The organism is Mycolicibacter virginiensis (genome assembly GCF_022374935.2).
In the GTDB taxonomy this organism is placed as follows: Bacteria; Actinomycetota; Actinomycetes; order Mycobacteriales; family Mycobacteriaceae; genus Mycobacterium; species Mycobacterium virginiense.
In genome coordinates, this window is record NZ_CP092430.2 from 1,120,302 (window position 1) to 1,144,866 (window position 24,565).

Here is a 24,565-nt window from a genome sequence, read left to right on the forward strand (position 1 = left end):
GACTCCGGTCGGGGCTACTTCGCGGCGACGGTGAAGCCCTTCATGATCGCCTCGACGTCGGTGGCGTTCTTGGGCGCCTCGTCGGCCGGGGCGGTGACCGCCAACTGCACCAGGTAACGCTGTTCGGCCGGCGCCGAACCGGTGGCGATCACCATCCGGAACCAGCTGTGCAGGCGTTGACCATCCATGTCGTAGGTGCCCTGCACCATCGATGACGGGAAACCTTGGTAGTCCTCGTTGGAGGCGTCCAGCAGCCGGAAATTCGGCGAGAGCTGGGCGTCGACCACACCGTGCCGGATGGCCTCTTTCGAGTCGAAGTTCCCGTTGAGTTTGACCACACTCAAAATCGCCCGGGGGAACTTCTCGCCCTTGCCCAGGACCAGCGTGGTGGCCGGCAGCATCGGGTTTTCTTTCTTCGTCCAGCCCGGCGGCGTGGGGATCGACACGGTCAGGTCGGTCGGTGCGTTGGGGGCCACCGCCTCCGCGGCCACGCCCTGGTCCTCTAGGTAGCGTCCCACGGTGACCGGAGCCTCCGGTTCCGACGAGGTGGTGGTCGTGCTGCCGTTGCCCCAAATCGACTGATAGTCAGGGGTTTTGGCACCGCACCCGGATGTGGTGCTGGCCAGGACCGCGCACGCCAATGCCGCGACCGTCAAGCGCAGCGGGGTCACAGGATCTCGCGGACCGCGTCAATCGGACGAGCCAACCGGGTGCCGTTACCGGTGACGACGAACGGCCGCTGGATCAGGATCGGGTTGGCGGCCATCGCGTCAAGCAGTTCGTCATCGGATGCATCGGCCAGGTTCAGCTCGGCGTACACCGCCTCGCCGGTACGCACCGCGTCGCGCACACCGATCCCGGCGGCGCTGATCATCTCCGCCAGCTCCGCACGTGACGGCGGGGTCTTCAGATACTCCACGACCGTCGGCTCGATACCGTTCTCGCGCAGCAGCTCCACCGTCTTGCGTGAGGTCGAACAGCGCGGGTTGTGATAGACCACCGCGTCGGTCATGTCAGGCGTCCCCATCGAATAGCCCGGTGACTGAGCCGTTTTCGAACACAGCCCGGATGGTGCTGGCCAGCAGCGGAGCGATCGACAGCACGGTCAGCGCCGGGAACTGCTTGTCCTCGGTGATCGGCAGCGTGTTGGTGACGATCACCTCGCTGGCGCCGCAGGCCGCCAACCGCTCGGATGCCGGGTTGGACAGCACGCCGTGGGTGGCGGCGATCACCACATCCACTGCCCCCGCTTCGCGCAGCAGGCCGACCGCCCCGGCGATGGTGCCGCCGGTGTCGATCATGTCGTCGGTGATCACACAGGTCTTGCCGGCGACCTCGCCGACCACCCGGTTGGCTTTGACCTGGTTGGGCACCCGCGGATCACGGGTCTTGTGAATGAAGGCCAGCGGCACGCCGCCCAGCGAGTCGGCCCATTTCTCGGCGACCCGCACCCGGCCGGAGTCGGGGGAGACCACCACGACGTCCTTGCCGTTGTTGAGGTAGTTGTCCCGGATGTAGCCACACAGCAGCGGCTGGGCCCGCATGTGGTCGACCGGGCCGTCGAAGAAGCCCTGGATCTGGTCGGTGTGCAGGTCCACCGTGACGATCCGGTCGGCGCCGGCCGTCTTGAGCAGGTCGGCGACCAGCCGGGCCGAGATCGGTTCGCGGCCGCGGTGCTTCTTGTCCTGGCGGGCATACGGGTAGAACGGCAGGATGGCGGTGATCCGCTTGGCGCTGCCCCGCTTGAGCGCGTCGATCATGATCAGCTGTTCCATCAGGTGCTGGTTCAGTGGCGCCGGGTGAGACTGCAGCACGAAGGCGTCGCAGCCACGCACCGATTCGTCGAAGCGCACGAAGATCTCGCCGTTGGCAAAGTCTCGGGCGGTCTGCGCGGTAACCGGGACGTCCAGTTCCTTGGCGACCTGATCAGCCAGCTCCGGGTGCGCACGACCAGCGAAGAGCATCAGGTTTTTGCGATTGTCTGTCCAGTCGTGGCTCACGTGCTGCCCCCGCCGTAGGAGATTGTGGATTTCGGTCGAGTTAACTCGGGCCTTATGGTACGTAGCCCGGCGTGCGATTTCGCCTCGGGCTGCCTCAACGCGATCAAGCTCACGATGTCAGATCGGGTGGAGTCTGGTCGGCTTCTTCGGCGTTATTCGCCGACTCGGCCGCCGAAGCGGCCTGGCTGCCGGGCCGCTTGCGCTGCACCCAGTTCTCGATGTTGCGTTGCGGGCCGGCCGAGACCGCCAGTGCGCCCGGCGGCACATCATGGCGCACCACGGTCCCGGCGCCGGTGTAGGCGCCGTCGCCGATGGTGACCGGTGCGACGAACATGGTGTCCGAGCCGGTGCGCACGTGCGAGCCGACCGTGGTCCGCCGTTTGGTCTGGCCGTCGTAGTTGACGAACACGCTGGAGGCGCCGATGTTGCTGTGGTCGCCGATGTCGGCGTCGCCGACGTAGGTCAGGTGCGGAACCTTGGTCCCGGTGCCGATGGTGGAGTTCTTGGTCTCGACGAACGCGCCCAGCTTGCCGTCGGCGCCCAGCGCGGTTCCGGGACGCAGATAGGTGAACGGCCCGACCGTCGCCCCAGCGCCGATCGACGAAGATTCGGCGTGGCTGCGGATGACCGACGCCCCGTCGCCCACCGTGACGTCGCTCAAGGTGGTGTCGGGCCCGATCGTGCAGTGCGTGCCGATGACGGTGCGGCCGAGCAGCTGAGTTCCGGGTGCGACGGTGGTGTCGCGCCCGATGGTCACGTCCACGTCGATCCAGGTGGTGGTGGGGTCGACGATGGTGACTCCAGCCCGCTGGTGAGTGGCCACCAGGCGGCGGTTGAGTTCGGCGGCCAGGTCGGACAGTTGCACGCGATCGTTGACGCCGGCCACCAGGGCGGCGTCGTCCACGTGGCGTGCATGCACCACCTGGCCGTCGCCGCGGACGATGCCGATCACGTCGGTGAGGTACAGCTCGTGCTGGGCGTTGTCCGAGCCCAGCCGGCCCAGGGCGGAACGCAGCTCGGCGATGTCGAAGGCGTACACCCCGGCGTTGACCTCGCGGATCTCCCGCTGCGATTCGGTGGCGTCGGCCTGTTCGACGATCGCGGTGACCTCACCGTCTTGGGTGTGCAGGATGCGGCCGTAGCCGGTGGGGTCGGCCAGGGTGGTGGTCAGCACGGTGACCGCGGCCGGGGCGGTGCGGTGGGTGTCGATCAGTGCCTGCAGTGTCGCGGTGTCCAGCAGCGGAATGTCGCCGGAGGTGACGACGACGGTGCCGGTGAAGTCGTCCGGCAGGGCCGAGAGGCCGCACAGCACCGCATGCCCGGTGCCCAGCTGCTGGTCCTGCAGCGCGACGTCGATGCGGCAGTCCAGGGTTTCCGCCAGCTCGGTGACCGCTCCAGTGATGCGCTCGTGGGCGTGGCCCAACACCACCACCAGCTGGCGGGGCCCGACCCCGGCGGCCGCCTGCAGGCAGTGCGCTAACATGCTGCGCCCGCCGAGCTGATGCAGCACTTTAGGGGTGTCGGAGACCATCCGGGTGCCGGCTCCGGCCGCCAAGACGATGACGGCGTCCTGGCCGGCCGCGGGGCCGTCTCCTGACCGCGGGGGAGCGTGTTTGTGCGTCGACACGCCGCCTAGCCTGTCATTCTGTGCACGCTCGCGCCAAAGGGGTGGACAAATCTGAGCTCCGTCGCCAGGACTCGAACCTGAACTATCTGAACCAAAATCAGAGGTGCTGCCGATTACACCACGACGGATCGGTGTTCCGCAGTGACTTTAGTCCGACGACGGCGAGGGCCGCCCGCGGCCCGAGTAAGAAGTCGGACAATCCGGTCTAGTCCAACGGACTACCCTGGTCGCGTGGCTGGTCTGGATAAGGACGGCCGGGCGCCGCGAGCCCGGATGACAGGTAGCGAACGCCGTCACCAACTCATCGATGTCGCCCGCTCGCTGTTCGCCGAACGCGGGTATGAGGGCACGTCCATCGAGGAGATCGCGCAGCGGGCCAATGTGTCCAAGCCGGTGGTCTATGAGCACTTCGGGGGCAAAGAGGGGCTCTACGCCGTGGTCGTCGACCGCGAGATGTCGGCATTGCTGGACGGCATCACCACGTCATTGACCAAGGCGACCAACAATCAGTCCCGGTTGCGGGTGGAGCGCGTCGCGCTGGCATTGCTGACCTATGTCGACGAGCACACCGACGGATTCCGCATCCTGATCCGCGACTCGCCGGCGTCGATCAGCTCCGGCACCTACTCGACCTTGCTCAACGACGCGATCGGCCAGGTGTCGTCGATTCTGGCCGGCGACTTCGCCAAGCGCGGTCTGGACCCGGAGACGGCGCCGCTGTATGCCCAGGCGTTGGTCGGTTCGGTGTCGATGACGGCGCAGTGGTGGCTAGACGTACGCGAACCCAAGAAGGAAGTGGTGGCCGCGCACCTGGTCAACCTGTGTTGGAACGGACTGACTCACCTGGAGTCCGACCCGACCCTGCACGACGAATAAGGCCTGTACCGCAACGCAAATCGTCGGCCGGCGCCCCACCGCCTAGAATTGCCCACATCATGACCGCACCGGGGTACCAGACTGTCCAAAACCCGATTGCGGGGCTCGTAGACCTGGCGTTGACCGCGCCGGCTTTCGCCGAACTCATCGAGCGTGCGGGCGATCCGCCCGCCGAACTGGCGCTGGTGGGTCCGGTCGGTGCCCGGCCCTTCACCGCCGCCGCGCTGGCCCGCACCGGCGCGCTGTTGGTGGTCACCGCCACCGGCCACGAGGCAGACGACCTGACCGCGGAGCTGCGCGGCGTCTACGGCGACACGGTGGCCCTGTTCCCCTCCTGGGAGACGTTGCCGCACGAGCGGCTCTCGCCCGGGGTGGACACCGTCGGCGCCCGCCTGCTGCTGCTGCGCCGGCTGGCCCAGCCCGACGACGCCCGCCTGGGGCCGCCCCTGCGAGTGGTGGTGACCACGGCCCGGTCGCTGCTGCAGCCGATGACCGGCCAGCTGGACGCGATCGAACCGGTCATGCTGGCCGTCGGTGACGAGATCCCGTTCGAGGCGGTGATCGCCCGGCTGGTCGAGCTGGCCTACACCCGGGTGGACCTGGTCGGCAAGCGCGGCGAGTTCGCGGTCCGCGGCGGCATCCTCGATCTGTTCCCGCCGACCGCCGAACATCCGGTGCGCATCGAGTTCTGGGGCGACGAGGTCACCGAGATCCGGCCGTTCTCGGTGGCCGACCAGCGCTCCATCCCCGAAGTCGAGGTCGGCACCGTGGTCGCGGTGGCCTGTCGGGAGCTGCTGCTCACCGACGATGTGCGAGCGCGCGCGGCCGAGCTGGCCCGCGATCAGCCGCACACCGAGAACGCCGTCTTGGGCACCGTCGGCGAGATGCTGTCCAAGCTGGCCGAGGGCATCCCGGTCGACGGCATGGAGGCGCTGGGCCCGGTGCTGCGGCCCGGCCCGCAGGCGCTGCTGACCGACCAGCTGCGCCCGGGCACGCCGGTGTTGGTCTGCGATCCGGAGAAGATCCGCGCTCGTGCCGCCGACCTGATCAAGACCGGACGCGAATTCCTGGAGGCGTCCTGGTCGGTCGCCGCGATCGGCGGCGACGCCCCGATCGACATCGAAGCGCTCGGCGGGTCGGGATTTCGTGAGTTCGCGCAGGTGCGCCAGGCGGCGCTCGACACCGGGCATCCGTGGTGGACGCTGAGCCAGCTGCCCGACCCGGACGCTACCGAACTCGACGTGCGTCCGTCGCCGTCGGCGCGCGGCCGGCAGCGCGACATCGACGAGGTCTTCGCCATGCTGCGGGCGCACATCGCGACCGGCGGACGGGCGGCGGTAGTCGCCCCCGGCGTCGGCACGGCCCGCCGGATCGTCGAGCAGTTGGCCGAATCCGAGACTGCGGCAACGCTGTTGGATGCGGGCGCCACCCCGCAGCCCGGGGTGGTCGGGGTACTCAAGGGCCCGCTGCACGAGGGCCTGGTCATCCCCGGCGCCAACCTGGTGGTGGTGACCGAGGCCGACCTGACCGGCAACCGGGTCAGCGGGCCGGAAGGCAAGCGGTTGGCGGCCAAGCGCCGCAACGCCGTCGACCCGCTGGCACTGACCGCCGGCGACCTGGTGGTGCACGACCAGCACGGTATCGGCAAGTTCGTGGAGATGACCGAGCGCACCGTCGGCGGGGCGCGACGCGAATACCTGGTGCTGGAGTACGCATCTGGCAAGCGCGGCGCCAACGGTACCGACAAGCTGTACGTGCCGATGGACTCGCTGGATCAGCTGTCCCGCTACGTGGGCGGGCAGGCACCGGCGCTAAGCCGCCTGGGCGGCAGCGACTGGAGCCAGACCAAGACCAAGGCCCGTAAAGCGGTCCGTGAGATCGCCGACGAACTCGTCGCGCTCTACGCCAAACGTCAGGCCGCGCCCGGCCACGCGTTCGCCCCGGACACCCCGTGGCAGGCCGAGATGGAAGACGCGTTCGGGTTCACCGAGACCATGGACCAGCTCACCGCGATCAGCGAGGTCAAGGCCGACATGGAAAAGCCGGTTCCGATGGACCGGGTGATCTGCGGCGACGTCGGCTACGGCAAGACCGAGATCGCGGTGCGCGCGGCATTCAAAGCGGTTCAGGACGGTAAACAGGTCGCGGTGCTGGTGCCCACCACACTGCTGGCCGACCAGCACCTGCAGACCTTCAGCACCCGGATGGCCGGCTTCCCGGTCACCGTCAAGGGACTGTCACGGTTCACCGACGCACAAGAGTCCAAGGCGACGGTCAACGGCCTGGCCGACGGCTCCGTCGACGTGGTGATCGGCACCCACCGGCTGCTGCAGACCGGGGTGCGCTGGAAGGACCTCGGCCTGGTGATCGTCGACGAAGAACAGCGGTTCGGCGTCGAGCACAAGGAACACATCAAGGCCCTGCGCACCCACGTTGACGTGCTCACCATGAGCGCCACCCCGATTCCGCGCACCCTCGAGATGAGCCTGGCCGGCATCCGGGAGATGTCGACGATCCTCACCCCGCCCGAAGACCGCTATCCCGTGCTGACCTACGTCGGCGGCCACGATGACAAGCAGGTCGCGGCCGCACTGCGCCGCGAGCTGCTGCGTGACGGCCAAGTGTTCTACGTGCACAACCGGGTCAGCTCCATCGACGCGGCCGCCGCCCGGGTGCGCGGCCTGGTGCCCGAGGCCCGGGTGGTCGTCGCGCACGGCCAGATGCCCGAAGAAATGCTGGAAACCACGGTCCAGGGCTTCTGGAACCGGGAATACGACATCCTCGTGTGCACCACCATCATCGAGACCGGCCTGGACATCTCCAACGCCAACACCTTGATCGTCGAACGCGCTGACACCTTCGGGCTCTCCCAGCTGCACCAGCTGCGGGGCCGGGTGGGACGCAGCCGGGAACGCGGCTACGCCTACTTCCTCTACCCGAAGGAGAGCCCGCTGACCGAGACCGCCCACGACCGGCTGGCCACCATCGCCCAGAACAACGAGTTGGGCGCCGGTATGGCGGTGGCGATGAAAGACCTGGAGATTCGCGGCGCCGGCAACGTGCTGGGAGTGGAGCAGTCCGGGCACGTCGCGGGGGTGGGCTTCGACCTGTATGTGCGGCTGGTCGGCGAGGCCGTAGAAGCATATAGAGCGGCCTTCAACGGCGAGACCATCACCACCGAAGAGGTCAAGGACGTCCGGATCGACCTGCCGGTCGACGCCCACCTGCCGCCGGAGTACATCAACTCCGACCGGTTGCGGCTGGAGGCCTACCGCCGGTTGGCCGCTGCCCCCGATGATCGGGCGGTCAGCGCCGTCGTTGAAGAACTATCCGACCGCTACGGACCGCTTCCCGAGCCGGCCGGCCGGCTGGTGGCGGTGGCCCGGCTGCGGCTGCTGTGCCGCGCCGCCGGGATCACCGAGGTGTCCGCGGCGTCGGCGACGACGCTGCGGCTGGCCCCGATGACGCTGCCGGACTCCGCCCAGTTGCGGCTCAAGCGGATGCATCCGTCGGCCAGTTACCGCGCCACCACTGCCACGGTGCAGGTGCCGATCCCGCGTGCCGGCGGTGCCGGCGCGCCCGTCGGTGCGCCCCGTATCCGCGACGTCGAACTCGTCCAAATGGTGGCCGATCTGATCTCGGCACTGGACGGCAAGCCGCAGGGCCTTATCGACGTCACCGGCGCGGTGCCCGCAGTACGGTAACCACGATGACCGTCGTCCTGGTCGACCCCCGCCGGCCCTCGCTTGTCCCGGTCGAAGCCCTCGCGCTGCTCGCCGGTGAGATCGTCTACACCGAGGAACTACCGATCGTGGTGCCGTGGTCGTTGCCGGCGGCACGATCGGTGCTCTCCGGCGTTGAAGCCCCGGTGCTGCTGTCTTCGGACCGCAACCATCCCGACGTGGTCGCTCGCCTGGAGGCCGGGGAGGCGCTGATCGCGGTGCCGGACGCGCCACCGGGGGAGCGGCTGATCGACGCGGTCGCGATCATGGACCGGCTGCGCACTACCGGCCCGTGGGAGAGCGAGCAGACCCACGACTCGCTGCGCCGGTTTCTGCTTGAGGAGACCTACGAACTGTTCGACGCGGTCCGCAGCGGCGATGCCGACGAACTGTGCGCGGAGCTCGGCGACGTGCTCCTGCAGGTGCTGTTCCACGCCCGCATCGCGGAGGATGCGCTGGAGAACGCGTTCGGTATCGACGACGTCGCGGATTCACTGCTGCGCAAGCTGAGCAATCGGGCGCCCGCGGTGCTCGCCGGCGAGGAGATCTCACTGGCCGAGCAGGTGGCGCAGTGGGAAGAGCGCAAAGCTCTAGAGAAAGCAGCGATCAAGCTCAGGGAATCGATTCTCGACGATGTGCCGACCGCGCAGCCGGCCTTGGCATTGGCTCAAAAGGTGCTGCAACGGCTCGCCCGCGCCGGCGTGCCGGCAGATCTGATCCCCGAGACGGTCACCACCGTCACGGTGGCCGCCGACATCGATGCCGAAAACGACTTGCGGGCAGCGGTTTTGGAACTCATGGACACCGTCCGGGCGGTGGAAAGGGCGGTCATCGGCGAGCCCACCGAAGAGCAGTGGCGCGCCCACTGGCCGCAGCCCTAGCCTCCCGCTCGGGCCGGCCGGTCTCCTCAGCCGTCACTTTGGTCGCGGCTACCGAGGGTATGGAGATGTGCCCGCCTGTGAGCGACAACCCGGTATTTCCGCAGGTGGCTGTGCGTTCCGGTATTCACGAACGTCACTGTCATCTCAAAATCCCCCAATGTCACGCTTTTGCCGCGGGCTCAGGGGTGCCCGCGTCGTAGCGACAATGGCGATGACGGTGTGCGTGGGAGCCCTGATTGTCGCTGTTAGGTGGGGCGCCCCGCCCCTCAGCGACAATCCGCGGGCGGATGGGATACGCGGGGAACCTGGTGCAGATGGGGCGCGAGCTAAGGCGCCTTTCCGACGCCCACCTGGGCCTTTGTATGTCCTGTCGCTCACAGGCGGGCACATCTCCATACCCTCGGGAGCCGAGACAGGTGAGGCGGGTGGGGCTCCAACCGTCAAGGCTCGACCGACTGTGTTAGCGCTGCGAGTCAGAGACCTCGCCCCAACTGCCCGGCAGCATCGGGACCCGCGGCTCGGTGTCGAGACCCTCGCCGCTGAGCACAGCGATCCCGGAAGCCTGACGGCTGGTCCCGGCCGCGGTGCCGGCGAAGCCCAGCGGGCCGGCACCGGAATCCGAGGCGCTGGCCGCGCCCGCCGGTCCATCCCACTCCGGCGTCACACCGATATTCATATCCATGTATTCGTCGCCGAACCCGCGCTGCTTGGCGCGCTGCCGCTGCCGGCGCTTGGCGGCCAGTGCCTGCGCCGTGGCTTCGCCGGGGGCGCCCTGGCTCTCCGACGCCTCTTCGTCGGCACTGCGGGAACGCCGCGCACCGCTGGAGCTTCGCGCCGACGAGGAGACACCGCTCACCAGGTACAGGCAAGAGGTCGGCCCGAATCCGACGCCCGGTCCGCCCCCAGCCCCGCCGCCGGCCGGCATGCCGGCACCCGCAGTGGCCGGAGCAGTGGGGCCGGCGGAGGAGATCGGATCCGCGCAGGCGCACGCCTCGGCTCCCGCGGGCACCGGGGCAGCCGCGGCGACCGGAGCGCCGACACTGCCGCCCACCGGCATCGGCGGGGTCGGCTCGACCGGCTGGTCGAGCCCGACCGCACCGATCGCGCCCAGCGCGCCGAGCCCGGCGGCCGCGGCGAGGGCGGGCGCCGCGGCCATCACGATCGGGATCGCCATCATTACTGCCATCTGGCCCAGCGGCCACAACAGCATCAGGGTGTGAAAGGTGAACCAGCCCAGGGCCCCGGCCAGAATCGGGGACATCCCCGGGATCCCCAGCAGCATCTGGGTGACCGAGCTGGCAAACGGAAACGCCTCGATCGGATATCCGTCGACACCCAACTGCGCCCACAACCACTTGGCGATCGGGTCCGCAAAACCCATGTTGAACTGCGTGATCAGGTCCTTGAGCTGCTGTTCCCAACTGGGGGCGGCAGCGGCCTCGGCAGCCCCCGGGGCCACGATCGGCGGCGCGGGCGTCGGAGCCGGAACCGAGGCCAGCGCCGCTCCCGCGACGCTCTGGTAGACGGTCATCATCTCCGCGGCCTGCACCCACATGCGGGCGTAATCGGCTTCGTTCAGCGCGATCGGGACGGTGTTGATGCCGAAGAAGTTCGTCGCCACCAGCGTGGCGTGCACCGCGTGATTGGTGGCCAGCTCTGCCAGGGTGGGCATACCGGCCAGCGCGGCGGTGTAGGCCGCGGCCGCGGTCTGGTGCAGGCCGGCAGCGGCGGTGCTCTTGGCGGCGCTCTCGGCCAGCCAGCTCAGATAGGGGGCGTGCGCGGCCGCGTACTGCTGGGCGCTGGGGCCCTGCCAGGCGCCCTGCACTCCGGCCAGTACCGCGTCGAGTTCGGCGGCCACCTCGGCGTATTCCGCGCTCATCGCCGAGTACGCCGACGCCGACTCCAGCAGCGGACCGGGTCCGGGACCGGCGCTCAGCAGCGCCGAATGCACCTCCGGCGGCGACGCCAGCCAGACCGGTGCGGTCATCGAACACCTCTTCCTCACGCTTGGTGATCTTCAAGTCGTCAATCAGTAGTCGCGTGGTGGGGCGATTCGGTTCCTTGGGAATGCCCCTTTGTTTCCAAGCGCCGAATGAGCGACTATGGCGGCATGCGGTGCGAGGTAGTGCGCGAGACCCTGTCGTCGCTGCTCGACGGCGAGCAGCAGGAGCTGCCGGCGCAGCAGGTCGATGCGCACTTGGCGTCATGCCGCAGCTGCCGGCGCTGGCTGGTCGGCGCTGCCGCCCAGGCCCGCCGGCTCACTGACCTCAACACCGACACCGAGATCGACGCAGGTCCCGACCTGGCCGCCCAGATTCTGGCGGCCGCAGGGGTGACATCGGTCACCGCCGAGAATCCCGACGACAGCCTCTGGTCGCGGTGGGGATTTCGACGCCCGGCGCTGGTTGCCGTCGGGGTGCTCCAGGTGGGGATGGCGGCCATCCAGATCGCCGGCGTGGACTTCGGCATGGTGTCGGCGCACGGACACGGGCACCCTGCTGCCACCGGCGCACATTTGCTGCATGAGTCCACGGCGTGGTTGTTGGCGCTCGGCGGGGCGATGATCGCCGCCGGGGTCTGGCCGTCCGTGGCGGCCGGCGTTGCCGCGATCGCCGGGGTATATGCCCTGGCATTGGGCGGCTATGTAGCTGTCGACGCCTACCACGGTCAGGTGACGGCGGCTCGTATCGCCAGCCACCTGCCGGTGCTGATCGGCTTGGCGTTCGCTTTGCTGGTGGCGCGGCAACGCATCGGTGACGCAGGCCCGCGCCCGGCCCGGTGGGACACCGAGGGCGCCACTGGCGGGGCCGCCCCGGCGGCGGCCGCCGGTCGCGGTCGCCGGCGTCATCTGCGGTCGGTCAACCACGCTGACAGCTCTACGACCATGCGTCGTAATAGCGCCGCGACCCCCGGTCTAAGGTTGACGTTCATGGCGGGAGCTGACCGGGTCCAAGGCGACTCTGACGATGCTGTCACCGCCCTCGCCGTTGCCGCCGCGGCCGGCGATGCCCGTGCCCTGGAGGCCTTCATCAAGGCCACTCAGCACGACGTCTGGCGATTCGTGGCCTACCTGTTCGACGGTGTCAGTGCTGACGACCTGACCCAGGAGACCTTCCTACGGGCGATCGGCGCGATCCCGCGGTTCGCCGGCCGTTCCAGTGCCCGGACCTGGCTGCTGGCCATCGCGCGGCGGGTGGTGGCCGACCACATTCGCTACCTCAAGGCGCGTCCGCGCACCGCACCGGGCGTCGACCCCGAACTGCTGCTGGACCGCGACCGGCCCGCCCGCGGTTTCGAGGACGTGGTCGAGGTGACCCAGTTGATCGCCGGTCTGTCGCCCGATCAGCGCGAAGCGCTGCTGCTGACCCAGCTGTTCGGGCTGTCCTACTCCGACGCCGCGGCGGTCTGCGACTGCCCGGTCGGCACCATCCGGTCTCGGGTCGCGCGCGCACGTGACGCGCTGCTGGCTGATCCGGAACGCGGTGAGCTGACCGGTTAGTCGGCGGTTTAGCGAGGCTCGACGCAGGAGAGCCGACGCTGGAACCGCCGTATAGACTCGGCTGAATTCGCGCTGGCAGAGCCGGTTTTTGCGGCACACGCGGGCGGAACGGGCGGTCGGTGGTGCCTCGCTCATGGCCTAGTCATGGAACGATGGACGCAAAACCATAGCTTCGAGGTTGGGGAGAGCGGTGTCGGCGCTACGTTGGCTGCGGACGGCCGCCGTCGTCGGCGCGACGGCCGTACTGCTGGCATCCAGTTGCAGCTGGCAGCTCGGTAATCCCATCCCGCAGGGCGTGCCACCGCCCCCCGGAGACCCGGTCCCGCCGGTCAGTACCGACGTCGCCTCGGGCCGGCCCGCCGACCAGCTCTATCAATGGGCCGCGGAGCGTGCCCCGATGCTCGGCATCCCCATCACCGCACTGGAGGCCTACGCCTACGCCGCGCGGGTCGCGGAGGTGGAGAACCCCAACTGTCATCTGGGCTGGACCACACTGGCTGGCATCGGCCAGATCGAGAGTCATCACGGCCACTACAACAACGCCACGGTGGCACGTAACGGAGACGTGCGGCCCAAGATCCGCGGGGTCCGGCTCGACGGCTCCGGAGGCAATCTGCACATCGTCGAGGACCTGCAACCGGACCTGGCCGACGACGACGGCGTGGTCCGCGCGATGGGCCCCATGCAGTTCATCCCGGAGACCTGGCGGCTCTACGGGGTCGACGCCAACAACGACGGCGTAGTCAGCCCCGACAACATCGACGACGCCGCCCTGTCGGCAGCCGGCTATCTGTGCTGGCGCGGCAAGGACCTGGCCACTCCCAAGGGCTGGATGACGGCGTTGATGGCCTACAACGAGTCGGAGATCTACGCCCGCGCAGTCCGGGATTGGGCCGCCGCGTACGCGGCCGGTCGCCCGCTGTAGTGGTGTCCGGTACGGAGTAAGGCGACGTACAGCTAGGCTCCCAACAGGCCTCCGATAGAACACGACGGCCAGCCCCACCCACGCTCAAGGAGAAGTCAGTGCCCATCATCCAGCAGGTCGGCGCCCGCGAGATTCTCGATTCCCGCGGCAACCCTACGGTCGAGGTCGAGGTCGCGCTGGAAGATGGCACGTTCGCCCGGGCCGCAGTGCCCTCCGGCGCATCCACCGGCGAGCACGAGGCCGTGGAACTCCGCGACGGTGGCACCCGCTACGGCGGCAAGGGCGTGCAGAAGGCGGTCACCGCGGTACTGGACCAGATCGCGCCGGCAGTCATCGGAATCAGCGCTGACGACCAGCGGCTGGTGGATCAGGCGCTGGTGGACCTCGACGGCACCCCGGACAAGTCTCGGTTGGGCGCAAACGCCATGCTCGGCGTCTCGCTGGCCGTGGCCAAGGCGGCCGCGGACTCCGCAGCGCTGCCGCTCTACCGCTACCTGGGCGGCCCCAACGCCCACATCCTGCCGGTGCCGATGATGAACATCCTCAACGGCGGCGCCCACGCCGACACCGGCGTCGACGTTCAGGAGTTCATGGTCGCCCCGATCGGCGCCCCCAACTTCGCCGAGGCGCTGCGCTGGGGCACCGAGGTCTACCACTCGTTGAAGGCAGTGCTGAAGAAGCAGGGGCTGTCCACCGGGCTCGGTGACGAGGGCGGCTTCGCGCCCGACGTCGCCGGCACCACCGCGGCGCTCGACCTGATCAGCACCGCGATCGAGGCCACCGGGCTCAAGCTGGGCACCGATGTCGCGCTGGCCCTCGACGTCGCGGCCACCGAGTTCTACACCGAGGGCAGCGGTTACGCGTTCGAGAAGCAGAACCGCACCGCGGCCCAGCTGGCCGAGTTCTACGCCAAGCTGCTCGACAGCTACCCGCTGGTGTCCATCGAAGACCCGCTGTCCGAGGACGACTGGGACGGCTGGGTGTCGTTGACCTCCGCGATCGGGGACCGGGTGCAGCTCGTCGGCGACGACTTGTTCGTCACCAACCCCGAGCGGCTCGAGGAAGGCATCGAGCGGGGTGCGGCGAACGCACTGCTGGTCAAGGTCAACCAGATCGGCACGCTGACCGAGACCCTGGACGCGGTGACCCTCGCCCACCACAGCGGCTACCGCACCATGATGAGCCACCGCAGCGGCGAGACCGAGGACACCACCATCGCCGATTTGGCGGTGGCGGTCAGCAGCGGCCAGATCAAGACCGGTGCCCCGGCCCGCAGCGAGCGGGTGGCCAAGTACAACCAGTTGCTGCGGATCGAGGAGGAGCTCGGCGACGCCGCCCGTTACGCCGGCGAGCTGGCCTTCCCCCGCTACGCGCCGGAGAGCAAGTAGCCGCCAGGGGCCGCTGCCATGTCCGATCCGAAACGGCCTGACGCCAAGCGGCGTGCCGCGACGTCGCGGCCGGGACGGGGCGGGGAGAACGGACGTGCGCACCCGCGCCGGACTCCGCCGGTACGGCGGGGGGCCGGCGCGGCGCGGACCCCACCGCCGTCACCGGCCGGTGCGGTCAAACGAGCCATCGCAGCGGCGGCCGAGCAGAGCTCGGAGCTGCGGGTCGGCTTCACCGCCCGGCGGGCGGTGATCCTGGCCGCGGTGATGTGCGTCCTCACGCTGACCGTCGCCGGGCCGGTCCGTACGTTCTTCGCCCAACACGCGGAGATGAAACAGCAGTCCCAATTGGAGACCACCCTGCACCGCCAGATCACCGATCTACAGCAACAGAAGGCCAACTTGGACGACCCCGCGCACATCCGGGCGCAGGCCCGTCAGCGGCTCGGTTTTGTCATGCCCGGCGAGATCCCGTATCAGGTCCAGCTGCCCGCGCCGGCCGAGGTGCCGGGCGAGCCGGGTGCCGAACCCCTGGCCGCGCCCAGCGGGGATCCCTGGTACACCGCGCTGTGGCACACCATCGCCGACGCGCCGCACCCTCCTCCGCCGCCGCCGGTACCGCCGTGGGTTCCGGTTCCGCCCGCACCGGTGGTGCCCGTTGGTTGATACCGCCGACCTGGACGCGGTGGGCCGGCAGCTGGGCCGAGAGCCGCGCGGTGTCCTGGAGATCTCCTATCGGTGCCCCAATGGCGAACCCGCCGTGGTCAAGACGGCCCCGAAGCTGCCGGACGGAACACCGTTTCCCACCCTGTACTACCTGACGCACCCGGCGCTGACCGCCGCGGCCAGCCGGTTGGAGTCGTCGGGCTTGATGGCCGACATGACCGAGCGACTGCGGCACGATCCCCAACTCGCCGCCGGCTACCGGGCCGCTCACGAGTCCTATCTCGCCGAGCGGGATGCGATCGAAACGCTGGGAACCACATTCACCGGCGGGGGCATGCCGGATCGGGTGAAATGCCTGCACGTGCTGATGGCGCATTCCCTGGCCAAGGGCCGCGGCGTCAACCCGTTCGGTGACGAGGCGCTGGCCATCCTGGCCGCCGAGCCGGCGATGGCGGGGATTCTCCGGCCCCAGGACTGGCTGTGACTCGCCTCGCGGGAATCGACTGCGGCACCAACTCGATTCGGCTGTTGATCGCTGAGCCGGTCGACGGCCGACTGCGCGACATCCACCGGGAGATGCGCGTCGTCCGGTTGGGGGAGGGCGTCGACGCGATCGGGAAATTTGCCCCCGAGGCGCTCGAGCGTACCCGTGCGGCGTTGGCCGACTACGCCGAGTTGCTGGTGGCACACGGTGTTTCACGCGTGCGGATGGTGGCGACCTCGGCCACCCGCGACGCGGCCAACCGTGACGTGTTCTTCGACATGACCGCGCAGGTACTGGGAAGCGCCGTTGCGGGGGCGGTCGCCGAGGTGATCACGGGCCAGGAGGAAGCCGAGCTGTCCTTCCGCGGCGCGGTAGGCGAATTGGACAGTGCCGACGGGCCATTCGTGGTCGTCGACCTCGGGGGTGGTTCCACCGAGGTGGTGCTGGGTGATCCGGACAACGGGGTGTCGGCGAGTTACTCGGCCAACATCGGCTGTGTCCGGCTGACCGAACGCTGCCTGCACTCCGACCCGCCTACCGCCGAAGAAGTCGCCGCTGCGCGCGCGGTGGCCAGCGAGCTGCTCGGAGCGGCGGTACAGGCGGTGCCGGTGCAGCACGCCCGAACCTGGGTGGGTGTGGCGGGCACCATGACCACGCTGTCAGCCCTGGCTCACGGAATGACCGAATACGATTCGGCCGCAATACATCTGTCGCGGGTCGGCTTCGATGATCTGAGGGCGGTCTGCGATCGCCTGATCGGCATGAGCCACGCCGAACGGGCCGCGCTGGGGCCGATGCACCCCGGCCGTGTCGACGTCATCGGCGGTGGCGCGATCGTGGTTGAGGAGCTGGCCCGCATCCTGGCTGAGAGCGCCGGAATCGCGGAGTTGGTGGTCAGCGAACACGACATCCTGGACGGCATTGTGCTGTCGATCGCCTAACGATCCGCCTGCGGGCCGTAAAGGCGTAAAGGTCGCCTCCTCGAGCGTTAAGAAAGCGTCAACGATCTCCGTCGTGCCTGGTCGCCGGGTCTAGCTTCAGGTCAGACCCGGTCGGGTTCTCGAGAACGGAGAGCACGTGGCTGCCGTGGCCTACCTACTGTTGACGGCGCTGATCTTCGCCCTGCTCGGCGCGACGCTGAAGTTGGTTGAGCGACTGTGAACCTCGCCAATGCCGTTGGTCTGACGCTGGCTGTCACGGTGGTGGCGCTACTGGTGGCTGCACTGCTGTTCCCGGAACGGTTCTAGTTGAGTACGACAGCCGCGGGGGTGTGGTTCCTGGCGTCGTTGGCGGTGGCGCTGGTAGCGGTGCACCTACCGTTGGGCGACTACATGTATCGGGTCTATAGCCGTGAAACGCACTCCCGCAGCGAGCGATTCATCTACCGGTCGATCGGGGTCAACCCGGAGTCCGAGCAGACCTGGGCCGGTTACGCGCGCAGTGTGCTGGCGTTCTCCGCCGTGTGTGTGGTGTTCCTGTTCGTTCTGCAGCTCATCCAGGGCAGACTTCCGCTGCACCTGAATGATCCGGCGACATCGATGACTCCGGGTTTGGCGTGGAACACCGCGGTCAGCTTTGTCACCAACACCAACTGGCAGGCCTATGCCGGCGAGTCGACGCAGGGGCATCTGGTGCAGATGGCCGGTCTGGCGGTGCAGAACTTCGTCTCCGCCGCGGTCGGCATGGCGGTCGCCGTCGCGTTTGTTCGCGGGTTCGTTGGCCGGCGCGCCGCTGCGCTGGGCTCATTCTGGGTTGACCTGGTTCGCGGCACGCTGCGGATTCTGTTGCCGATCGCCATCGTCGGCGCGACGGTGTTGATCGCCGGCGGGGTCGTCCAGAACTTTCACCTCAATGATCAGACAATCGGGACTCTGGCCGGTGCACCGCAGACCATTCCGGGCGGCCCGGTGGCCAGCCAAGAGGTGATCAAGCTACTCGGCACCAATGGGGGCGGCTTCTACAACGCCAACTCCGCGCATCCGTTTGAGAATCCGACCGCGTGGACCAACTGGGTCGAGATCTTCCTGCTGGTGGTCATAGCGTTCTCGCTGCCCCGCACATTCGGTCGAATGGTGGGCAACGCCAAGCAAGGCCACGCGATCGCCGGGGTCATGGCCGTGATCGCCCTCCTCAGCGTCAGCCTGCTCGGCTGGTCGCAGCTGGCGCATCACGGCACCGTCCCGACGGCCGTGGGGGCCGCGACGGAAGGGATCGAGCAGCGGCTCGGCGTGGCAGACTCGGCGGTCTTCGCCGCGGCGACCACGCTGACCTCCACTGGCGCTGTGGATTCCACCCACGACTCCTATACCAGTCTGGGTGGCCTGCTGACGATGGTCGACATGCAGCTTGGGGAGGTCGCCCCCGGCGGTGTCGGATCGGGCCTGTACGGCATCTTGGTTCTCGCGGTGATCACCGTGTTCGTCGCCGGGTTGATGGTCGGAAGGACCCCGGAATACCTGGGCAAGAAGATCAGTCCACGCGAGATCAAGCTGGCGGCAAGTTATTTCCTGGTGACCCCAGTGGTGGTGCTGTGCGGAACGGCCATCTCGATGGCGTTGCCGGGCCCGCGCTCGGCTATGACCAATGCTGGACCGCACGGACTCTCCGAAGTGCTCTACGCGTTCACCTCCGCGGCCAACAACAACGGTTCCGCGTTCGCGGGCTTGGCAGCCGACGGGACGTGGTACGAGACCGCGCTGGGGGTGGCGATGCTCATCGGCAGGTATCTGCCGATGATCTTGGTGCTTGCACTTGCCGGGGCGTTCGCTGCACAGGGGCAGACACCGCAATCCGTTGGCACACTGCCCACCCATAAACCCCAATTCGTCGGCATGGTCGTCGGGGTGACACTCATTCTGGTCGCCCTGACCTTCCTGCCGGCACTGGCCTTGGGGCCACTCGCTGAAGGGCTGCATTGAAATGCGCTCGGCCACAACTGTCTCGCAACCGTCGGCGCTCACCGGTCAGCGGCGGGTGTCCGGCGGGCTGCTCGACCCCGCCCTGCTGCTGGCGTCACTACCCGCGGCGTTGCGCAAGCTCGACCCCCGCAGCCTGTGGCGTAACCCGGTGATGCTGATCGTCGAGGTCGGCGCGGTGTGGTCCACGATGCTGGCCATCGGTGAGCCGACGTGGTTCGGCGGGCTGATCGTGTGCTGGTTGTGGCTGACCGTGGTCATTGCCAATCTGGCCGAGGCGGTCGCCGAAGGCCGCGGGAAGGCGCAGGCCGACGCGTTGCGAAAGTCCAAGTCCGACACCGTCGCACGCCGGATACGCGGCTGGACGCCCAACACGCCCGGCATCGAAGAACCGGTTGCGGCTCCGCTGCTGCAACGCGGCGACTTCGTCGTCGTCGAAGCGGGACAGATCATCCCCGGCGACGGCGACGTGGTGGAGGGCATCGCGTCGGTGGACGAATCGGCGATCACCGGGGAATCGGCGCCGGTCCGGCGGCGACCGTTCCGCGGTCACCGGTGGGACCCTGGTGTTGTCGGACCGGATCGTCGTCCGAATCACTCAGAAGCCAGGGCAGAGCTTTGTCGATCGGATGATCGCCCTGGTTGAGGGCGCCAACCGGCAGAAGACTCCGAACGAGATCGCGCTGAACATCTTGCTGGCCGCGCTGACCCTGATCTTCGTGGTGGCGGTCGCAACGCTGCAGCCGTTGGCGATATATTCCAAGGCCAGCAACCCGGGCGTCGCAGACACGTCGGCGCTCGACGGCAACGGTGTCACCGGCATCGTCTTGGTGGCACTGCTGGTCTGTCTGATCCCCACCACGATCGGTGCGCTGTTGTCGGCCATCGGCATTGCCGGCATGGACCGGCTGGTGCAGCGCAATGTGCTCGCCATGTCCGGCCGGGCAGTCGAGGCCGCCGGTGACGTCAACACGCTGCTGCTGGACAAGACCGGCACGATCACGCTGGGCAACCGGCAGGCATCGGAATTCCTCCCGATCTCCGGGGTGACCGCCGCCGAACTGGCCGATGCCGCTCAACTGTCCAGCCTTGCCGACGAAACCCCCGAAGGCCGCTCCATCGTGGTCTACGCCAAGGAGGCCTATGGGCTGCGAACCCGGACGCCGGGCGAGCTCACGGCAGCGTCTTGGATCGAGTTCTCCGCGGTGACCCGGATGTCCGGGGTCGACATCAGCGGGCGCCAATTGCGCAAGGGCGCCGCCAATTCCGTCAGTGACTGGGTGCGCGGACACGGCGGTGACATCCCGGCAGAGCTCGGCCGGATCGTCGACGGCATCAGCGCCGCCGGCGGAACGCCGTTGGTGGTTGGTGAAGTGCTCGTCGGCGGACCCGCCGCGGTGCTCGGTGTGATCCACCTGCGGGACGTGGTGAAGCAGGGTATGCGTGAGCGGTTCGACGCGATGCGCCGGATGGGTATCCGGACCGTGATGATCACCGGCGACAATCCGTTGACCGCCAAGGCGATTGCCGACGAGGCCGGGGTCGACGACTTCCTCGCCGAAGCCACCCCCGAAGACAAGCTGATGCTGATCAAACGTGAGCAGCAGGGTGGACGACTGGTAGCGATGACCGGCGACGGAACCAACGACGCACCGGCGCTGGCGCAGGCCGACGTCGGGGTGGCGATGAACACCGGCACCAGCGCCGCCAAGGAAGCCGGCAACATGGTGGACCTGGACTCCGACCCCACCAAGCTCATCGAGATCGTGGAAATCGGCAAACAGCTGCTGATCACCCGAGGCGCCCTGACCACCTTCTCGATCGCCAACGACGTCGCCAAGTATTTCGCGATCATCCCAGCGCTTTTCGTAACGATCTTCCCCGGTCTGGGTCTGCTCAACGTGATGAGGTTGCACAGCCCGCAGTCGGCGATCCTGTCGGCGGTGGTCTTCAATGCGCTGGTGATCGCGGCGCTGATTCCGCTCGCGTTGCGCGGGGTTCGCTACGTTCCGGGCAGCGCGTCGAAGTTGCTCAGCCGAAACCTCGCTGTCTACGGCCTGGGCGGGATCGTGGCCCCCTTCATCGGGATCAAGCTCATCGACCTGCTGGTTCAATTGCTGCCGGGGATGGCGTGACATGAGATCTGCGGGCTTGATTCGGGGTCACTGGGCCGCGCTGCGTGCCCTGCTCGTTTTCACCGTTGTGCTCGGCGTCGGCTACCCGGTTTTGGTCTGGCTGGTGGCGCAGATCCCGGGCCTGCACGGACGTGCAGAGGGTTCATTGATCACCGACGCCGCTGGTCGACCGGTCGCAAGCGCACTGATCGGGCAATCGTTCACCGACGCTGCGGGCCGGCCACTCCCGCAGTATTTTCAGGGCAGGCCGTCGGGGGCGGGAATCGGCTACGACGCCTTGGCCAGCGGAGCGAGCAATCTGGGCCCGGAGAGCATCGTCGACATGCCCGATCGGCCGAGCCTGCTCACCCAGGTCTGCGCCCGCAGTGTGGAAGTTGCCCAGACCGAGGGCCTGGCAGTCGGGGCAGGAGGGCGGCCGTTCTGCACTGCCGGTGGGCGGGGCGCGGTGCTGGCCGTGTTCGGCCCGCGCGGCCCCAACGGCACCGTCGCCCGCCCGACCCGTGTGGTCAGCGTCAACGAGCCGTGTGCCCCCGGGAGTGCGCAGTTTGTGTCCGGCTATCGCGGCGTTCGGGTGGAATGTGCCCGGCCAGGCGAGGATTACTCGGCCGGCCAGATCGTCCCGATCCGGGGCGCCGCGGCCGAGCACCCGCGGGTTCCCGCCGACGCCGTCACCGCCAGCGGCAGCGGCCTGGACCCCGATATCTCACCGGCCTACGCCGAGCTCCAAGTCGACCGGGTCGCGAAGGCCCGGGGGATTCCCGCCGAACAGGTCCGCGCCGTGCTCCGTGCGCACCGGAGCGGGCGACTGCTCGGGTTCCTCGGTGAGACCCGCGTCAACGTGGTCGCGGTGAACTTGGAACTCGACCACGAGCATCCTGTTCCCGGCTGCTGTTTCGATGGATGATTCTCCGGTGAGTGCTTATAGCTCGCGCGGACGACGCGGGGAGTTGCGCATCTATCTGGGTGCGGCCCCCGGCGTCGGCAAGACATACGCGATGCTCGGCGAGGCCCACCGGCGCTTGGGCCGCGGCACCGACCTGGTGGCCGCTGTGATCGAGACGCACGGTCGGGTAAAGACAGCGGAACTGCTGCAGGGCATCGAGGTGGTCCCGCCGCGCCTGATCGACTATCGGGGAAGGCGTTTCCCCGAGCTCGACGTGCCAGCGGTGCTGGCACGTCGACCGCAGGTGGTGCTCGTCGACGAGTTGGCCCATACCAACACGCCGGGCAGCGTGAACCACAAGAGGTGGCAGGACGTCGAGGAATTGCTCGCTGCGGGGATCACGGTGATCTCTACGGTCAACGTGCAACATCTGGAGAGCCTCAACGACGTCGTCGCGCAGATCACGGGGGTCGAACAGCAGGAGACGGTGCCGGATTCGTTCGTCCGTCAGGCGTCGCAGATCGAGCTCGTCGACATCGCTCCGGAGGCGCTTCGCCGAAGGCTCGCCCACGGCAACGTCTATGCGCCGGAGAAGGTCGACGCAGCGTTGTCCAACTACTTTCGAAGTGGAAATCTCACCGCGCTACGGGAATTGGCGCTGTTATGGGTGGCCGACCAAGTGGACGCCACGCTGGCGAAGTACCGCGCAGACAAGAGGATCACCGCCACTTGGGAAGCCCGCGAGCGGGTGGTGGTGGCCGTCACCGGCGGCCCGGAGTCGGAGACGCTGGTACGGCGCGCCTCGCGGATCGCATCGAAGTCCAGCGCCGAATTGCTGGCGCTTCATGTGCTGGCCGGCGACGGTCACTCGGCTGTACCCACTGCGCGGATGGGAAAGATTCGTGAGCTGGCGGTCAGTCTCGGTGCGTCCCTGCACATCGTCGTCGGCGACGACGTGCCGACCGCGCTGCTGGATTTCGCCCGGGAAGTCAACGCGACCCAGCTTGTGCTCGGCACGTCGCGGCGGTCCCGCTGGGCGCAGTTGTTCGACGAGGGCATCGGCCCGGCGGTGGTGCGGCGGTCCGGCAAGATCGATGTACACATCGTGACTCATGAAGAGTCCAAGCAAGTTTCCCGATTCGCACCGATTTCACCGCGGCAGCGGCGTGTGCTGCCGTGGCTGGCGGCGGTGCTCGTGCCGTCCGCGGTCTGCGCGATCACCGCGACATGGCTGGATCCGGTGCTGCGCCTCGGTGGCGAGAGTGCACTGTTCTTCGTCAGCGTGCTGGCGGTGGCCCTGCTCGGCGGCGTGGCCCCAGCAATACTTTCAGCGCTGATATCCGGTCTGCTGCTCAATTACTTCCTGATCGACCCCCGGCACAGTTTCACCATCGCTGAGACCGATTCGGCGGTTACTGAGATCGTGCTGCTGTTGGTGGCGGTTGCGGTGTCGGTGCTCGTGGATCGCGCCGCCGAACGCGCCCGGGAAGCCGGGCGTGCATCCCAGGAGGCCGAGTTACTGGCTCTGTTCGCCGGCTCCGTACTGCGGGGCGCCGACCTCGAGACGCTGCTGGAACGCGTCCGGGAGACGTATTCCCTGCGGGCGGTGAGCATCCTGCGGAGATCCACGATCGACGGCCAGCAGGCCGGCCAAACGGTGATCGCGGCAGCGGGCAACGACCCGTGTACGAGTGTCGACGCTGCGGACACCGCCATCGACGTCGGCGACGACGAGTTCTGGATGCTGATTGCCGGCCGACAGTTGGCGGCGCGTGATCGACGCGTGCTGTCCGCAGTGGCCAAACAGGCGGCCGGATTGGTCAGGCAACGTGAGCTGACCGACGAGGCAAGTCGATCCGAAGCTGTCATGCGAGCCGATGAGCTGCGCCGCTCGCTGCTGTCAGCGGTCAGCCACGATCTGCGTACACCGCTCGCCGCGGCGAAGGCTGCGGCGTCGAGTCTGCGCGCCGACGACGTCGGGTTCTCGCCGCAGGACACCAGCGAATTGCTGGCCACGGTGGAGGAGTCGATCGACCAACTCACCGCTCTGGTCGGCAACCTCCTCGATTCATCCCGGTTGGCCGCCGGAGTGGTACACCCCGAGCTGGGCCGGGTGTACCTGGACGAAGCCGTGCAACGGGCTCTGGTCAGCATTGGCAGGGGTAACACCGGCTTCTTCCGCTCCGGCATCGACCGCGTCAAAGTCGACGTCGGCGACGAGGTGGCGCTGGCCGACGCCGGACTGCTGGAACGGGTGCTGGCAAATCTCCTGGACAACGCTTTGCGCTATGCCCCCGATGGCCCGATCCGGGTCAGTGCGTGTCAGGTCGGTGATCGGGTTCTGATCAACGTCGCCGATCAGGGGCGTGGCCTACCGCCGGGCGGGGAGCGCCTGTTCGAGCCGTTTCAGCGGATCGGCGATCAGAACAACACCACCGGGATCGGGCTGGGCTTATCGGTAGCACGCGGGTTCGTCGAGTCGATGGGCGGAACGGTCTCCGCCACGGAGACGCCGGGAGGCGGCCTCACCATGGTGGTGGATCTGGCCGCGCCCCCAGCGACGTGAC

At 68.2% G+C, this 24,565-nt stretch carries 18 protein-coding genes, 1 tRNA gene and 2 pseudogenes; 15 read left to right on the forward strand and 6 right to left on the reverse strand.

Translation table 11 applies throughout. From position 1 onward, the window contains the following. Nucleotides 1-14: 14 nt before the first annotated feature. From MJO54_RS05535 to MJO54_RS05555, 5 genes are all read right to left on the reverse strand, one after another. The gene (locus MJO54_RS05535; protein WP_046283953.1) at nt 15-671 is read right to left on the reverse strand and encodes an LpqN/LpqT family lipoprotein; all 657 of its coding nucleotides are present in this window, start codon (nt 669-671) and stop codon (nt 15-17) included. Then, nucleotides 668-1,012, reverse strand: a complete 345-nt coding sequence (gene arsC / locus MJO54_RS05540; RefSeq protein ID WP_046283954.1) for an arsenate reductase (glutaredoxin) — start codon at nt 1,010-1,012, stop codon at nt 668-670. The genes MJO54_RS05535 and arsC overlap by 4 nt, the downstream gene beginning before the upstream one ends. A gap of 1 nt (nt 1,013) precedes the next feature. Next, nucleotides 1,014-2,000, reverse strand: coding sequence for a ribose-phosphate diphosphokinase (locus tag MJO54_RS05545; protein ID WP_046283955.1), 987 nt, complete (start codon nt 1,998-2,000; stop codon nt 1,014-1,016). A 109-nt stretch (nt 2,001-2,109) separates the two neighbouring features. Then, entirely contained in the window at nt 2,110-3,627 is a 1,518-nt protein-coding gene (gene glmU / locus MJO54_RS05550; protein WP_082108191.1) for a bifunctional UDP-N-acetylglucosamine diphosphorylase/glucosamine-1-phosphate N-acetyltransferase GlmU, read from the reverse strand. A gap of 56 nt (nt 3,628-3,683) precedes the next feature. Then, nucleotides 3,684-3,755 (reverse strand) — tRNA-Gln (locus MJO54_RS05555). A gap of 145 nt (nt 3,756-3,900) precedes the next feature. On the opposite strand from MJO54_RS05555, the gene MJO54_RS05560 reads away from it, so the two are divergent. From MJO54_RS05560 to MJO54_RS05570, 3 genes are read left to right on the forward strand one after another with little or no spacing between them, the layout of a single operon-like run. Continuing rightward, the gene (locus MJO54_RS05560) at nt 3,901-4,503 is read left to right on the forward strand and encodes a TetR/AcrR family transcriptional regulator (protein WP_024442510.1); all 603 of its coding nucleotides are present in this window, start codon (nt 3,901-3,903) and stop codon (nt 4,501-4,503) included. A gap of 59 nt (nt 4,504-4,562) precedes the next feature. After that, nucleotides 4,563-8,207 (forward strand): transcription-repair coupling factor, encoded by a 3,645-nt coding sequence (gene mfd / locus MJO54_RS05565; protein ID WP_046283956.1) that lies wholly within the window; start codon nt 4,563-4,565, stop codon nt 8,205-8,207. A 5-nt stretch (nt 8,208-8,212) separates the two neighbouring features. Next, nucleotides 8,213-9,106 (forward strand): nucleoside triphosphate pyrophosphohydrolase, encoded by an 894-nt coding sequence (locus MJO54_RS05570; RefSeq protein ID WP_046283957.1) that lies wholly within the window; start codon nt 8,213-8,215, stop codon nt 9,104-9,106. Between the two features lie 460 nt (nt 9,107-9,566). Here MJO54_RS05570 and MJO54_RS05575 read toward each other — a convergent pair whose 3' ends face one another. Continuing rightward, nucleotides 9,567-11,093 (reverse strand): PPE family protein, encoded by a 1,527-nt coding sequence (locus MJO54_RS05575; RefSeq protein WP_046283958.1) that lies wholly within the window; start codon nt 11,091-11,093, stop codon nt 9,567-9,569. A gap of 123 nt (nt 11,094-11,216) precedes the next feature. Between MJO54_RS05575 and MJO54_RS05580 the strand changes: the two are divergent. The 12 genes and pseudogenes from MJO54_RS05580 to MJO54_RS05635 all read left to right on the forward strand — a co-directional run. Next, nucleotides 11,217-11,855 (forward strand): annotated as a pseudogene (locus MJO54_RS05580) (DUF2275 domain-containing protein); the annotation flags it as partial. A 180-nt stretch (nt 11,856-12,035) separates the two neighbouring features. After that, nucleotides 12,036-12,605: an RNA polymerase sigma factor SigC gene (gene sigC / locus MJO54_RS05585; protein ID WP_234821509.1), complete on the forward strand. Its 570-nt coding sequence runs from the start codon at nt 12,036-12,038 to the stop codon at nt 12,603-12,605. Nucleotides 12,606-12,795: 190 nt separating this feature from the next. Continuing rightward, a complete protein-coding gene (locus MJO54_RS05590) occupies nt 12,796-13,530 on the forward strand; it encodes a lytic transglycosylase domain-containing protein (protein ID WP_046283959.1) in 735 nt (244 codons plus the stop codon). A 98-nt stretch (nt 13,531-13,628) separates the two neighbouring features. Next, on the forward strand, nt 13,629-14,918 hold the full coding sequence (gene eno, locus MJO54_RS05595; RefSeq protein WP_046283960.1) for a phosphopyruvate hydratase: 1,290 nt from the start codon (nt 13,629-13,631) through the stop codon (nt 14,916-14,918). Between the two features lie 18 nt (nt 14,919-14,936). Then, nucleotides 14,937-15,581 (forward strand): FtsB family cell division protein, encoded by a 645-nt coding sequence (locus MJO54_RS05600; RefSeq protein WP_046283961.1) that lies wholly within the window; start codon nt 14,937-14,939, stop codon nt 15,579-15,581. Beyond that, nucleotides 15,574-16,065, forward strand: a complete 492-nt coding sequence (locus MJO54_RS05605; RefSeq protein ID WP_046283962.1) for a DUF501 domain-containing protein — start codon at nt 15,574-15,576, stop codon at nt 16,063-16,065. Before MJO54_RS05600 ends, MJO54_RS05605 begins: the two co-directional genes overlap by 8 nt. Further along, on the forward strand, nt 16,056-17,006 hold the full coding sequence (locus MJO54_RS05610) for a Ppx/GppA phosphatase family protein (protein WP_105295782.1): 951 nt from the start codon (nt 16,056-16,058) through the stop codon (nt 17,004-17,006). The genes MJO54_RS05605 and MJO54_RS05610 overlap by 10 nt, the downstream gene beginning before the upstream one ends. Nucleotides 17,007-17,222: 216 nt before the next feature. Continuing rightward, entirely contained in the window at nt 17,223-17,312 is a 90-nt protein-coding gene (locus MJO54_RS05615; RefSeq protein WP_046283964.1) for an ATPase, read from the forward strand. Further along, entirely contained in the window at nt 17,313-18,983 is a 1,671-nt protein-coding gene (gene kdpA, locus MJO54_RS05620) for a potassium-transporting ATPase subunit KdpA (protein ID WP_105295781.1), read from the forward strand. It abuts the gene before it with no gap. Nucleotide 18,984: 1 nt separating this feature from the next. Next, a pseudogene (gene kdpB / locus MJO54_RS05625) lies at nt 18,985-21,115 on the forward strand (potassium-transporting ATPase subunit KdpB). A 1-nt stretch (nt 21,116) separates the two neighbouring features. Next, entirely contained in the window at nt 21,117-22,019 is a 903-nt protein-coding gene (locus MJO54_RS05630; protein WP_065152109.1) for a potassium-transporting ATPase subunit C, read from the forward strand. Beyond that, nucleotides 22,012-24,564, forward strand: coding sequence for a DUF4118 domain-containing protein (locus MJO54_RS05635; RefSeq protein ID WP_065152110.1), 2,553 nt, complete (start codon nt 22,012-22,014; stop codon nt 24,562-24,564). Before MJO54_RS05630 ends, MJO54_RS05635 begins: the two co-directional genes overlap by 8 nt. Nucleotide 24,565: the final 1 nt, after the last annotated feature.